Annotated in this window: 16 protein-coding genes; 10 read left to right on the top strand and 6 right to left on the bottom strand. The window is 33.6% G+C overall.

Annotated elements, in window-relative coordinates; translation table 11 throughout:
• Window positions 1–185: 185 nt before the first annotated feature.
• Window positions 186–335 carry a small acid-soluble spore protein SspO gene (sspO, locus tag MVE64_RS24405; protein WP_098798283.1) on the top strand — a complete coding sequence of 50 codons (150 nt, stop codon included), beginning with the start codon at window positions 186–188 and terminating at the stop codon, window positions 333–335.
• A 46-nt stretch (window positions 336–381) separates the two neighbouring features.
• Here sspO and MVE64_RS24400 read toward each other — a convergent pair whose 3' ends face one another.
• Window positions 382–645: a hypothetical protein gene (locus tag MVE64_RS24400; protein ID WP_247341929.1), complete on the bottom strand. Its 264-nt coding sequence runs from the start codon at window positions 643–645 to the stop codon at window positions 382–384.
• 133 nt (window positions 646–778) lie between these two features.
• Here MVE64_RS24400 and MVE64_RS24395 point away from each other — a divergent pair, with 133 nt between their 5' ends.
• Both MVE64_RS24395 and MVE64_RS24390 read left to right on the top strand, forming a co-directional pair.
• On the top strand, window positions 779–925 hold the full coding sequence (locus tag MVE64_RS24395) for a small acid-soluble spore protein P (protein ID WP_098798285.1): 147 nt from the start codon (window positions 779–781) through the stop codon (window positions 923–925).
• 160 nt (window positions 926–1,085) lie between these two features.
• Window positions 1,086–1,490, top strand: coding sequence for an Hsp20/alpha crystallin family protein (locus MVE64_RS24390; RefSeq protein WP_247341926.1), 405 nt, complete (start codon window positions 1,086–1,088; stop codon window positions 1,488–1,490).
• 301 nt (window positions 1,491–1,791) lie between these two features.
• On the opposite strand, the gene MVE64_RS24385 is transcribed toward MVE64_RS24390, so the two are convergent.
• The 5 genes from MVE64_RS24385 to glnA all read right to left on the bottom strand — a co-directional run bounded on the left by MVE64_RS24385 (window position 1,792) and on the right by glnA (window position 6,294).
• Window positions 1,792–2,007: a hypothetical protein gene (locus tag MVE64_RS24385; RefSeq protein WP_098799455.1), complete on the bottom strand. Its 216-nt coding sequence runs from the start codon at window positions 2,005–2,007 to the stop codon at window positions 1,792–1,794.
• A 32-nt stretch (window positions 2,008–2,039) separates the two neighbouring features.
• Window positions 2,040–2,852: a PAS domain-containing sensor histidine kinase gene (locus MVE64_RS27615; RefSeq protein ID WP_281730419.1), complete on the bottom strand. Its 813-nt coding sequence runs from the start codon at window positions 2,850–2,852 to the stop codon at window positions 2,040–2,042.
• On the bottom strand, window positions 2,846–3,460 hold the full coding sequence (locus MVE64_RS24375) for a PAS domain-containing protein (RefSeq protein WP_281730418.1): 615 nt from the start codon (window positions 3,458–3,460) through the stop codon (window positions 2,846–2,848). The genes MVE64_RS27615 and MVE64_RS24375 overlap by 7 nt, the downstream gene beginning before the upstream one ends.
• Before the next feature lie 170 nt (window positions 3,461–3,630).
• A complete protein-coding gene (locus MVE64_RS24370) occupies window positions 3,631–4,608 on the bottom strand; it encodes a DUF4003 family protein (protein WP_247341924.1) in 978 nt (325 codons plus the stop codon).
• Between the two features lie 321 nt (window positions 4,609–4,929).
• Window positions 4,930–6,294: a type I glutamate--ammonia ligase gene (gene glnA / locus MVE64_RS24365; protein ID WP_247341921.1), complete on the bottom strand. Its 1,365-nt coding sequence runs from the start codon at window positions 6,292–6,294 to the stop codon at window positions 4,930–4,932.
• Window positions 6,295–6,626: 332 nt separating this feature from the next.
• On the opposite strand from glnA, the gene MVE64_RS24360 reads away from it, so the two are divergent.
• From MVE64_RS24360 to MVE64_RS24330, 7 genes are all read left to right on the top strand, one after another.
• Window positions 6,627–7,313 carry a VOC family protein gene (locus tag MVE64_RS24360; RefSeq protein WP_247341918.1) on the top strand — a complete coding sequence of 229 codons (687 nt, stop codon included), beginning with the start codon at window positions 6,627–6,629 and terminating at the stop codon, window positions 7,311–7,313.
• A gap of 14 nt (window positions 7,314–7,327) precedes the next feature.
• Window positions 7,328–7,486 carry a hypothetical protein gene (locus tag MVE64_RS24355; protein ID WP_247341915.1) on the top strand — a complete coding sequence of 53 codons (159 nt, stop codon included), beginning with the start codon at window positions 7,328–7,330 and terminating at the stop codon, window positions 7,484–7,486.
• A 342-nt stretch (window positions 7,487–7,828) separates the two neighbouring features.
• A complete protein-coding gene (locus MVE64_RS24350) occupies window positions 7,829–8,377 on the top strand; it encodes a cysteine hydrolase family protein (protein ID WP_247341912.1) in 549 nt (182 codons plus the stop codon).
• A 102-nt stretch (window positions 8,378–8,479) separates the two neighbouring features.
• The gene (locus MVE64_RS24345) at window positions 8,480–9,952 is read left to right on the top strand and encodes a nicotinate phosphoribosyltransferase (RefSeq protein WP_247341910.1); all 1,473 of its coding nucleotides are present in this window, start codon (window positions 8,480–8,482) and stop codon (window positions 9,950–9,952) included.
• Window positions 9,953–9,987: 35 nt separating this feature from the next.
• Window positions 9,988–10,809, top strand: coding sequence for an ammonia-dependent NAD(+) synthetase (nadE, locus tag MVE64_RS24340; RefSeq protein WP_247341907.1), 822 nt, complete (start codon window positions 9,988–9,990; stop codon window positions 10,807–10,809).
• Window positions 10,810–10,987: 178 nt separating this feature from the next.
• Window positions 10,988–11,761 carry a hypothetical protein gene (locus MVE64_RS24335; RefSeq protein WP_247341904.1) on the top strand — a complete coding sequence of 258 codons (774 nt, stop codon included), beginning with the start codon at window positions 10,988–10,990 and terminating at the stop codon, window positions 11,759–11,761.
• Window positions 11,762–12,058: 297 nt separating this feature from the next.
• Window positions 12,059–12,565, top strand: coding sequence for an acyl-CoA thioesterase (locus MVE64_RS24330; protein WP_098799463.1), 507 nt, complete (start codon window positions 12,059–12,061; stop codon window positions 12,563–12,565).
• The last annotated feature ends 164 nt before the right edge of the window (window positions 12,566–12,729 follow it).

Below are 12,729 nucleotides of genomic sequence, written 5' to 3'. Positions count from 1 at the left end.
GTATAAGTTATTCTTATGAAAGCGTACTAGTTTTACTTTTTTACTATATCAAATTTTGAAGGAAATAGTATAGTAACTTTAAAATTTTTTAAATATTTTTTCTGTTATTTTTTTACCTGTCACTGAGTTTGCATGCAATTTTATCAAATGTGACAAGCTAATTTTATCGGGAGGTGAAGGAAGCAATGGCTAAACGTAAAGCAAATCATGTTAGAATGGGTATGAATGATGCAAGCGCTCAAGGAGTTGGCACCGGATACAATGAAGAACTTCAAAATGAGCCTTTAACTGCTGCACAAAGACAGAACAATAAGAAGAGAAAGAAAAATCAATAATTTTTGTTTATACGACAACAAAAAACGACGGAATCACCGTCGTTTTTTACTGTTCTGTTTGATTGACTTCTTGAACAATTTGTTGAAGATCTCGCTGATATTGTTCAAGTCTATTTCTTTGTGTTTCCGAAGCATTTTCCAGTGCATTATTTATTTGCTGATAAGCCTCGTTTACTTCTTCTGCTAAATGCTTCAATTGATGTCCGTAGTCAGCACCGTCTTTTACAAGATTATCATAAACATCAAAAGCTTCCTCCGCTCCCTGTTGCGCGGCTTGGAACGATTGTTGCTTATCCTTATTATATGGCATAATTTCACATTCCTTTCAGTTATCATATTTAAACCATATATTAGGATGTGATATTAACTGGAATTTATTCATATTTGTTCAGCATTTTTTTGCAACATTTGACTCATGATATATATCAAGAGGAGGGATATTGATGACGAACAAAAATACTGGAAAAGATATTCGCAAAAATGCTCCAAAAGGAAACAATCCTGGGCAACCAGAACCATTAGACGGTTCTAAAAAGGTTAAGAATGCAAACCATACTCGCCAAAAGAATAATCAAGGGCATGATATGTAAAAGGAATGGGTCTTCCCATTCCTTTTTTATTTCCTCGTTTTACTTATTTTAGATATCCATTGGACAATTCCCCTTCACCAAAAATCACTTTGTGAATAATTTAAAGGTTAAGGGGACCTATGTTTTATAATGTATGCAACGTCTATGGAGGTCAATAAACATGAATATTAGAAAATGTTCTAATCCATTGAACATTAAAGGTATAGAAGATTGGATGACTCAATTTTTTACTGATCCGTTTACAAGCTTGCTGGATGAGCACACGTTTAGAGTTGATTTATTTGAGACTAGTGATTATTTTATTGTCGAGGGCGAACTTGGAGAAAAAATAAAAAAAGAAAACATCAACATACAGGTTTGCCAAGAGCAGATTTTGATTAATGTGTTAAAGGATAATGAAGCTGAAAAACAAGAAAATAATGAAGTAACTAGAAAAATTGTTCTCCCATATAGAATCGAACAAAAAAAAATTTCAGCAACATTCATGAATGGAGTGTTAGAAATAAAAATTTCAAAAACCTCAGATTCTGACCGTTCCTCTAATTGTATAAACATCCTTGGCTGATGTATTTGTAAACGCTCCCTATTATCAGCCATTTCCATCCTTTCTTTAGAGTACAATAAAAAGGTTCCCCTTAATCAGGAGAACCCTTAAATGTATATAAGAAAGGTATGTTTGGAAATTTCTACTCTTTCTTGCCTTTTTGATTTTGAACACTAATTGTTAAATGTTTTAATTCTAAATTCCCGCATTTCATACAACAACTACTATCATCATTTAACAACATGCATCTGGAGCAATAATATTTCACCATCTTACATTCCCCTTTTTCAATCAATATATGATGAAGAAGGACAATTGTTTCTTATTCCACAAGATGTTCAAAACTATTGTTAAAAATTTTATCTAGCTCATCAATTTTATATATAAAAAATTCATGATCTGAATACTCATCTAAAGAATTCAATTCTTTGTATTCATCTCTAGCAGCTTTTGCTTTATCCAAACTTGTAAAAATACCAAGGACATTCGAGCTTTCTCCACACTCTGCACACCCTAAATCCAAAACAACATAAAACATGAGAAGCACCTCTCTCTATTTCAAATTCAGGATCATGATAAAGGTAGCGAAACACTTACTGTTGTTCCTTCTCCGACAGTTGAATCAATATCAATCTTCCCTTTATGGTTTTCAATAATTTTATAGCTGGTCATTAACCCCATTCCAGTCCCCTTTTCTTTTGTAGAATAAAAGGGCTCACCTACACTTTCAAGTCGGTTCTCGGGAATTCCACAACCATTATCTATAAATTCCATGCATACTCGGGAATCGTTCGAATAGAGTCTAACGAAAACAACACCTTTCTCATCAATCGCATCCAGAGCATTTTGTATAATATTAAAAAAAACTTGTTTTAACTTGTTGGAATCTCCTTTTACGGGAGGAATATTCGATTCAACCAAAAAATTTATTTCTTTATTAACTAATATGGCCTGAGTTTGTAACAATTGAATGACTTGTTTCAATAACTCATCAATCTTTATCGTTTCCATTTTCTCTTGGTGTGAGCGTGCCAAAGTTAAAAATTCAAAAATAATATCTTCAACACGATCCAGTTCATTAAGAACAATATTCATGTATTCTTCATTACATTGTTTCGTTTCAGAAAAAAGTTGAATAAAACCTTTTACTGATGTTAACGGGTTACGAATTTCATGTGCTACAGCCGCAGCAAGTTGTCCAACAACAGCCATTTTTTCTGATCTATGTAGAAGTTTATCTTGTTCAAGCCTACTTCTAATATCTCTGGAAATTGCAATCATACCCGTAATCTTACCAGTTTGCTCATCTATTACAGATCTTAAGTTAGATTCCACCCAAATATAAGTTCCATCTTTATGTCTGAAGCGATAAGTTGCTAACACGGACTTTTACTCTCTAATAGAGTTTTATGTTTTTTTTCCACAAAAGAAATATCATCTGGATGAATAAAGCTATATGGAAGTTCTCCTAATAATTCATCATCTTCATATCCTAAAATCTGGTTTATAGATGGAGATGTATACAAAAATCTCCCATCTGGCAAATACAACCCGATTATGTCAGATGAATGATCAGCTAACAATTTATATTTTTGTTCGTTATGCGTTAAAACCCTTTCAAGGTTTTTTTGTTCTGTAATATCAAATACCTGAGCTAAAAAGTATTTATTATTTGTCATAGGATCATTAATTGCTGTTACATGTAAAGATCCCCAAATAATTTCACCTGATTTATGGAAATACCGCTTTTCCATTTGATAGGACTCACGTTTCCCGGTATACACTTCATGATAAAGCTGCATATCTAACACATAGTCTTCGGGGTGTGAAACTTCTTCAATAGATAACTCATCCCACTCTTCTTTAGAGTATCCAATAAATTCAAAAAATGCTTTATTAGCAACATTTTGCTTTAAATTATATTCAAATATCATTTGAGGAATTGTTGATTGCATAAAAACTTTTTCTAAAATAGATGATTGTAACATCATTTGTATCCGACCTTTACTTACTAATAATGTAATAAACTACCACAACATCTACTATAGCAAGTTTTTAGTCGAATAACCATGAATTTTGTTTTTAGAACGAAATTCATTCGACAATATTGTGGATTTTACTTAATATGTAACAAGTCTTGTTTTTTCGTTATTCCCCGCCATTAGATGAAGAAGAAGCTGCAGTAGCAGCTGACACACTTGCAATCATCGCTGCTTGCTGAGGCTTGAAGAATGGATTCAATTGATGTACTCAGGCCTGCTGTTACTATGTCTCCTAATTCGGTTTTTTCCTTTAATAGGAATACAATAGCCACCATAAAGTTAATATCCTTTTGCCATTTAAATTTTTTATCAGAATTTAAACGTTCATATATCATTGTAATTGTTTGTATATAATTTTCAGGTTGTTCTAACAAAGCTAAGATTCCAACGTAAGGGTAATATGCTGTTTTAACTTTGATTCCATTGTTAGTAAGAAGCTCCTTCACATCCAAACACTTTTGAAATAAGTTTTCTTTTTCTAAATTGGAATCTAAAGCTAAAATATGGCTTAAAAACTGTAAAGAATCCCCACGGTAAAACCCTTTTTTATGTAATTCTTGATAATACTTTTCTATTCGTTCAATCGAACAAGATACATCGTCTCCAGTTTGTGCAAGCAAAGTTGCTAAAGGATAATCACCTGATCCTGTTAAAAAGAAATGATGTTCCTTCATTCCTCTAAATATATCAAAGGATTTCTTTATGTAAACATCAATCTTTGAGTCATCAAGCTTTAATAAAGTCCCAGCGGCAATATATGTAAAGGTTGTTCTAGAAAACCCTTCCTGAATTAGTTTTTCATATATGCCTAATAACTTTTTAAAACCTTCTTTTGGGTCTGAAGTCATTAAATCGAGTGTAGCAGCTGTTGTAAACCTTTGTGTTGATTTTAAATAAGAAAAGAAACCAACATTTGCTTTTATGTAATCGGTTATACGACTGTATCTTTCTATATCAAAGTTTGTATCATTTACGATATACATCGTTGAAACTAACATAAGAATTTTGTCATCTGCATGCCATTTAAAAGAATCCTTTAAACTTGTAAAAATACTATTGTAATTAGTTATGCTGTTCTCAAGATAAGAATTTAACAAGTATATCCCGCCATTTCATAAATTAATACTAACTAGTACGTCATTAAAGAAACAAAGTTTCATTGTAACCATAATAATTTCTGGTTTACATAACATTATTATTACAAAATTACACTAATGAACCATCCTCTTATTAAATCACACACTTAGTATTCTATTAAAATGTACACATTCCTTCTAACTTAAATTGTTTACCGGAACTAAACTTTATTTCCACCCTTTCATTTTACAAAATTCTACAAAAATCGGGTAGTGACAGGCACTACAAAAAAATGCAAAAAAGCCAGGTGATGTCTCACCCGGCTTTTACAACAGCTTATATTAGAATTTAGATTGATAGTTATCGATTTCCCAAGAGTGAACAGCAGTGCGATAGCTATCCCATTCTGCTTTTTTAGCAGATACGTACTCACCGTATACATGCTCTCCTAATGTTTTGCGACCGATTTCGCCGTTTTGGAATTCCGCAATAGCTTTTTCTAGGCTTCCTGGAAGATTTTCAATACCCAATTCTTCACGGCGCTCCTCTGTCATGTGGAAGATGTCCTCATTGATTGAAGCTGGAGCTTTAAGGCCTTTTTCAATTCCATCAAGACCAGCAGATGCGATAATTGCAAATGTTAAGTATGGGTTCGCAGATGGATCTGGACAACGAAGCTCTACGCGAGTTGCCATACCCTTTTTAGCTGGAATACGGATTAAAGCTGAACGGTTAGATGCAGACCATGCAATATAGCAAGGTGCTTCATATCCAGGAACTAAACGCTTATATGAGTTTACTAGTGGATTTGTTACAGCAACAATGTTTTTTGCGCTTTCCACTAAACCACCGATGAACGAATAAGCTTCGTCAGATAATTGTAACTCGTCTGCTTCATTATAAAATGCATTCTCTCCATCTTTGAAGAATGACATATTTACGTGCATTCCAGAACCATTGATACCGAATACTGGTTTTGGCATGAAAGTAGCATGTAAACCAAACTTTTGAGCAATTGTTTTAACAACCCATTTGTAAGTTGTTGATAAATCAGCTGCACCTAGAGCATCAGCATATTTAAAGTTGATTTCATGTTGACCTTCCGCAACTTCATGGTGAGATGCTTCAATTGTGAAGCCCATTGCTTTTAATGCACGATAGATTTCTAAACGTACTCGCTCACCAAAGTCTTTTGGAGAAGGCTCAAAATATCCAGCGTTATCATCTAATTGTCGAGTTGGATTTCCATCCGCATCTGTTTTAAATAAGAAGAATTCTAATTCAGGACCTACTGAAATGGTATAACCCTTATCAGCTGCACGCTCAACAGTCTTTTTTAATACGTTACGAGTATCTCCTTCGAAAAGAGTTCCATCAGGATTCACTGCTGAACAGAGGAAACGTGCTTCAGAGTAACCTTCCTCAACAGACCAAGGTAATACTGCAAATGTTGTTAGATCTGGTTGTAAGTATAAGTCTGACTTATTAATTGGAGAGAAACCTTTTACAGATGAACCGTCAAACATTTGTTTCCCTGCAACAACATCATCAAATTGCTCAACCGTTACAGTAACGCTTTTTAAAATACCCTCTATATCTACGAATTGTAGATGGATAAGCTCTACACTTTTTGAGCTAATGATTTCTTTAATTTGTGCAAGAATTTCCGTCTCATTTTTACCTTTTGAAATAACCGCTTCACTCATGTTAGATAACCTCTCATTTCTATGTCGTTTTTTATAACATGACTTTATTATATTTAAAGATTCATATTTTGACAAGAGTTTTTCCGTTAAATTTTCTGTATTTTTATAAAATTTTATAGGTAACCGCTTTCATGTCATTTCCTTATAAAGATTACTATTTTTATACATTACTAGAAACTGAAGAGCTATTAAATGTTTAAAAAAACTAATATTTATACATTTTAACTAATAATTCAAAACTCATATCCACCTAATGTATTTTGCTTGACGTTTTATCTTAATGAACAATATACTTACTTACAAAAAGTAAGTATATTGATGGAGGAATATTGATGAACTTTCATACACCGCCTAATATTTATGTGTCAAATGTCCATTTAAAGGTTAGCGACTTGGAACAGTCTCTTTCATTTTATAAAAAAATGATCGGCTTATCTGTTCTTAATACGTCAGAAAAATTGGTGTCTCTAACTGCAGATGGAGTTAAACCGTTAATTACTATAGAAGAAGTTAATTCAGCCATTGCTAATTCCGGCAGGAAAACTGGATTATATCACCTTGCTCTTCTCCTTCCTAACCGAACGGAGTTAGCGAATGTATTTTACCATTTAATACATTCAGGATACCCACTTCAAGGTGCATCAGATCATCTTGTTAGTGAAGCCATATATTTAGCAGATCCCGATAACAATGGTATTGAGCTGTATGCTGACCGCTCACAGGATAACTGGAAAAAGGTTGACGGAACGATTGAAATGGCAACAAATCCTTTAGATGCACAAAGTCTGTTATTAGAAAAAAGTGAGGTACCTTTTACTAAAATCTCGCCCCAAACGATTATGGGACATATACATTTACAAGTTTCAACTATTAAGGAATCTGAGGACTTTTATCGTTTAATCGGGTTTAATGCAGTAAACCGCTATGGATTACAAGCCTTGTTTATATCAACCGGCGGATATCATCATCATATTGGTTTAAATACTTGGCATAGTGCAGGAAGTTCCCTTCTCCATTAGAAAATGAATTAGGTATGAAATCGTTTACCTTAATGTTTCCAAATGAAGAAACAAGACAATCAGCTCTGACAAGATTAGAAACTTTCGGAACAAATTTTGCACAGCAACAAAATGATTTTATTGTAAGTGATCCATCGAATAATAAATTAATCTTTTCAATAGAAGATAAGTGAGATAATTTCGTAACGGTCGCTATTAAATCAAATCACGATTTTTTTCTTCACCTTTTAACTTGTTGCACATTACACCATCCAAGAAGCTTTATTAGGATGACTAAGTGTAATCGTAAAATCTTTGTCTCAAAAATTAAAAATAACCAGTACCTGATTGTACTGGTTATTTTTATCCTCTCCTCTTCTTTCCCTTATTTGCTAAATTGTAGAGATTGTGTAAAATTAAACATAATCATTTGCTGGTTAAATTGATATACTTATGATAAGTATAAGTGACAAACTTTCCTTGCTGAAATATTTACAACTTGTAATGTTTCTCATACTATGAAGGAGGTATTAACCATGAAAAGAGCTTTAGTTGCTATTGATTACACAATTGACTTTATCGCTGATCATGGGGCATTAACATGTGGTCAACCTGGTCAAGACATTGAAACTAAACTTGCCGATTTAACACAACAATTTATTCGTAACGATGACTTTGTTGTATTTGCAGTTGATTTACATGAAAAAGATGATCATTTCCATCCAGAAACAAAATTATTTCCACCACATAATATTCGTCATACAGAAGGCAGACATTTATTTGGAAAACTACAAGAAGTATACATAACAAATAAAGATAATCTAAATGTTTATTGGATGGACAAAACGCGTTACAGTGCTTTTGCCGGCACTGATCTTGAAATAAAACTTAAGGAACGTGGAATAACGGAGCTTCACTTAGTTGGTGTATGTACAGATATTTGTATATTACACACAGCAGTTGATGCTTATAATAAGGGATTTTCAATTGTTGTATATAAAGAAGCTGTTGCTAGCTTTAATCAACAAGGTCATGACTGGGCGTTACAGCATTTTTCTTCCTGTTTAAATGCAAAAGTTCTATAGAATTATATACAACCATGAACCTAGTAATTCGATATGATAATCCCTCCTTTGCCGTATATACCGGCCTTTGTGAAAAATTGAACTTACACTGGAGGACAAAAAATGAACACATATAATGATGACGATAGTTTAGCATTACATACTGATCTTTATCAAATAAACATGGCTGAATCTTATTGGGAAGATTCCATTCATCAGCGAAAAGCTGTTTTTGAAGTGTACTTTAGAAAACTGCCTTTCGGAAATGGATTTGGTATTTTTGCTGGTTTAGAAAGAATCATTCAGTACTTGGAGCAATTTTCATTTTCTCAAACTGATATTACTTATTTGCGTGATGAGTTAGGGTACAAGGATGACTTTTTAGATTATTTAAGTCAGCTTCGTTTCACTGGCAATGTTTATTCTGTTAAAGAAGGAGAAATGGTGTTTGGCAATGAACCAATCATTCGAGTTGAGGCTCCTTTAGCTGAGGCTCAGTTGATTGAAACTGCCCTCTTAAACATCGTAAACTACCAGACTTTAATTGCTACAAAAGCAGCTCGGATCAAGCATGTTGCCGGAGATGACACGGTAATGGAGTTCGGTACACGTCGTGCTCATGAATTAGATGCAGCTATTTGGGGAACAAGAGCAGCGTTTATAGGTGGTTTTAATGCCACTTCAAATGTAAGAGCTGGAAAGCTTTTTGGTATACCTGTTTCAGGTACCCACGCACATGCGTTTGTTCAAGCTTATAAAGATGAATACATTGCCTTCCATAAATACGCCCGAAGACATAAAGAATGTGTTTTCTTGGTGGATACTTACGATACGTTAAAGTCGGGAGTTCCGAATGCTATTAAAGTTGCAAAAGAACTAGGAGATCAAATTGAGTTCAAAGGGATTCGCCTTGATAGCGGAGATCTTGCGTACCTTTCAAAAGAGGCAAGAAAGATGCTTGACAAAGCCGGATTCCATTCCACAAAAATTATTGCTTCTAATGATTTAGATGAATCAACAATCATAAACCTTAAATCTCAAGGAGCAAAAATTGATATTTGGGGAATTGGTACGAAACTAATTACTGCCTTTGACCAACCTGCTCTAGGTGCAGTTTATAAACTAGCTTCAATTGAAGATGAAAACGGGCAAATGGTCGATACGATAAAAATAAGTGGAAATCCCGAAAAGGTATCAACTCCAGGTCTTAAAAAGGTGTATCGAATAATCAATACATTAAATCATAAATCTGAAGGAGACTATATTACACTCCAACATGAACAACCGGAAAATGAAGAAAAGTTAAAAATGTTCCACCCTATTCATACATTCGTAAGTAAATTTGTTACAAACTTTGAAGCAAAGGAGCTTCATCATAAGATCTTTGATAACGGAAAACTTGTGTATGAGGCTCCATCCCTTAAAGAAATGCAAAACTATACAATAGAAAATTTAGAGTTACTTTGGGATGAATATAAGCGTGCTTTACATCCTGAGGAATATCCTGTTGATCTTAGTCAAGCATGTTGGGAAAACAAAATGAAAAATATTGAAGAAGTAAAACAAAAGGTATCTGAAATGATAACGAAAAACTAGGGATACCAAAGAAACAGGCATGGAGGTTTTACGTTATGAGTTTACAAAAGAAAATCATGAACGAGTTACATGTAAAAGAAACCATAAACCCGAAAGAAGAGATTAGTGCACGGATCACATTTTTAAAGGACTATTTAAAGATGACGGGAGCAAAAGGATTTGTTCTAGGAATAAGCGGTGGGCAGGACTCTTCCCTTTCTGGTCGTTTAGCACAGCTTGCTGTAGAAGAATTAAGAAATGAAGGGTATGATGCAAGCTTTACTGCAGTAAGACTTCCATATGGTATTCAAAAGGATGAAGAAGATGCACAATTAGCCCTTTCTTTTATACAACCTGACAAAAGTGTTGCTTTTGATATATCAAGTAGTGTCGATGCCTTTACTGATTCTTATAAAAAAACAATGGGTGAAGCCCTTTCTGATTTTAACAAAGGAAATGTAAAAGCTCGAACACGAATGATTACACAATATGCGATTGGCGGTCAAGACGGCTTGCTTGTGATCGGTACAGATCATGCTGCAGAAGCTGTAACTGGCTTTTTCACTAAGTATGGAGATGGCGGTGCCGATTTATTACCGTTAACAGGTTTAACGAAACGCCAAGGAAGAAGCTTATTACAGGAGTTAAATGCACCAGAACGACTTTATTTAAAAACTCCTACAGCAGATCTATTAGATCAAACACCACTTCAAGCTGATGAAACCGAACTCGGCATTAGTTATGATCAGTTAGATGATTATTTAGAAGGAAAACAGGTGGGTTCTGAGGTAGCTGAAAAAATTGAAAAGCGCTATATGATCACACAACATAAACGAGAAGTTCCGGCATCAATGTTTGATACATGGTGGAAAAAATAAAATCAAACCCCCTGACTTTCTATTCAGGGGGTTATTGATTCTAAACACATTCAGAAATTGTCATATTTTCGCAAAGAATGAAATAAAATGTATCTAACTTGAATTTTTAATAGAATTCATCTCATTAATTTATTAAACTAGAATTATTAATGTTTAATATTAAGGTGGATATTGAAAAATGAAACGCACTAAAATTCTACTACCATTTTTAGCAATATTCTTATTTGTGTTAATGTCATTGTTCAAGAAATTTATAAATAAAGCCCCTCAAAAACCAAATGAAGAACATGATAAATACCCATTCTATATAAGGAAAGTATTAAAAGAAAGTACTAATACTTTCAATGATGGTGAAATAAATCACCTTTCAAAGCTGGATGTTTTAAATGTTTTTTTAAACGATACAAATGTTAAATTAACTGGAACAACATTTAGGAAAGCTGTTACAGATATCTTTGGATTAAATTTAATCGAGATTTCAAATGACGGTGAAGGTGCTAAGCTATCAATCTACGCTGAAGAAATTATGACCGGAGTTACAAAAGCTTTAGATCAAAAAGCACGTTCTTTTGAAACTGATCAACACATTATGACGTTAAAGAAGGCAGAAGTTATGGATCTTTATTTGAGTATGATTCCAAACTATTCGCTTGAGGATTTGGTTAGGACTGTAAACCTTGTATATGGAATCAATCTACCAGGTATTTCTTCACTTGAACATGCCCGTATTTCTCTTTATACAAAAAGTCAATGGCTGATAAAAAACGATCATGATCTTGTAGTCATATACACTGGAAAAGGCGATATTGATGTTAGGGTCTACCCCACTCCACTTTTTACCTCAATTACTGGATCATCTGAATTTCCAGATGAACTTAAAAATAAACTCATATCTCTAGGATATCAACATAATCAGGTAGAAAATGAATTCTATTATCGTAGTATTTCCTAATAATGAGTCAGTTCCCAACCTTTTTAAGGAAAAAACAATTAAAACCATATGCGCATTTATTGATAGGCATTTTAATCATAAATAGTTGACCCTGGCCACAGTAGCAGGGTTTTTTTAATAATCAAAAGATGAATTTATAATAATATCGTTATGTAAACTATTTAGAGAGTATCAGCTATCATTCTAATGAAACATACTAATAGAAGGTGTAAGAAAACCAAACAATACAATTGACGATTTCAATATGAAAATGAATAATTGTATGAGCATAAGGAAAAAAAGTCAGGAGAGATAAATATGGCTGAATTAACGGCAAAAACATGTAAGGAATCACTAGTAATTAAAACAAGCAGAGTATTTCCTTTAGATACAAATAACCATAATACACTATTTGGTGGAAAGTTAATGAGCTATATAGATGATGTGGCATCTATATCCGCAGCGATGCATTCACGTTGTGAGGTTGTAACGGCCTCCACAGATTCAGTAGACTTTTTGATTCCCATACGTCAGAGTGATTCAGTTAGCTTAAAATCATATGTTTCATCAGTTGGCCGCTCATCAATGGAAGTTTTTGTGAAAGTCATTGCTGAAGATCTTAAAACTGGTGAGCGACGACTTGCTGCCACTTCGTTTCTAACTTTTGTTGCACTTAATGAAAATGGGAAGCCAGAACAAGTCCCACAGGTTATACCAGAATCAGATGAAGAAGTTATGCTGTTTAATACAGCACAACAAAGAAGAAATGTTCGTAAAGAGCGACGAGAGCATAGTGAAGCTTTTGCAAACGTTGTGACATTGTAAACATTGCATGTAGCATCATATCCATTACTCATCAAAAAAAGCATCCATGGATGCTTTTTTTGAGAATAGTTTTTTGAGAATAAAATGAGAATAGTATGTGAATGATTGTCTTCTTTATTATCATAACACCTATCAAATAAAAATCAATATTTATTTATAATTAT

Source organism: Metabacillus endolithicus (assembly GCF_023078335.1).
GTDB classification, from domain to species: Bacteria; Bacillota; Bacilli; order Bacillales; family Bacillaceae; genus Metabacillus; species Metabacillus endolithicus.
Note: the sequence above shows the minus strand (reverse complement) of the source record. Positions and strands in the feature narration are given on the sequence as shown.

Coding starts and splice junctions, on each gene's coding strand:
- sspO (WP_098798283.1), top strand. CDS start 186: ATGGCTAAACGTAAAGCAAATCATGTTAGAATGGGTATGAATGATGCA.
- MVE64_RS24400 (WP_247341929.1), bottom strand. CDS start 645: ATGCCATATAATAAGGATAAGCAACAATCGTTCCAAGCCGCGCAACAG.
- MVE64_RS24395 (WP_098798285.1), top strand. CDS start 779: ATGACGAACAAAAATACTGGAAAAGATATTCGCAAAAATGCTCCAAAA.
- MVE64_RS24390 (WP_247341926.1), top strand. CDS start 1,086: ATGAATATTAGAAAATGTTCTAATCCATTGAACATTAAAGGTATAGAA.
- MVE64_RS24385 (WP_098799455.1), bottom strand. CDS start 2,007: ATGTTTTATGTTGTTTTGGATTTAGGGTGTGCAGAGTGTGGAGAAAGC.
- MVE64_RS24375 (WP_281730418.1), bottom strand. CDS start 3,460: ATGATGTTACAATCATCTATTTTAGAAAAAGTTTTTATGCAATCAACA.
- glnA (WP_247341921.1), bottom strand. CDS start 6,294: ATGAGTGAAGCGGTTATTTCAAAAGGTAAAAATGAGACGGAAATTCTT.
- MVE64_RS24360 (WP_247341918.1), top strand. CDS start 6,627: ATGAACTTTCATACACCGCCTAATATTTATGTGTCAAATGTCCATTTA.
- MVE64_RS24355 (WP_247341915.1), top strand. CDS start 7,328: ATGAAATCGTTTACCTTAATGTTTCCAAATGAAGAAACAAGACAATCA.
- MVE64_RS24350 (WP_247341912.1), top strand. CDS start 7,829: ATGAAAAGAGCTTTAGTTGCTATTGATTACACAATTGACTTTATCGCT.
- MVE64_RS24345 (WP_247341910.1), top strand. CDS start 8,480: ATGAACACATATAATGATGACGATAGTTTAGCATTACATACTGATCTT.
- nadE (WP_247341907.1), top strand. CDS start 9,988: ATGAGTTTACAAAAGAAAATCATGAACGAGTTACATGTAAAAGAAACC.
- MVE64_RS24335 (WP_247341904.1), top strand. CDS start 10,988: ATGAAACGCACTAAAATTCTACTACCATTTTTAGCAATATTCTTATTT.
- MVE64_RS24330 (WP_098799463.1), top strand. CDS start 12,059: ATGGCTGAATTAACGGCAAAAACATGTAAGGAATCACTAGTAATTAAA.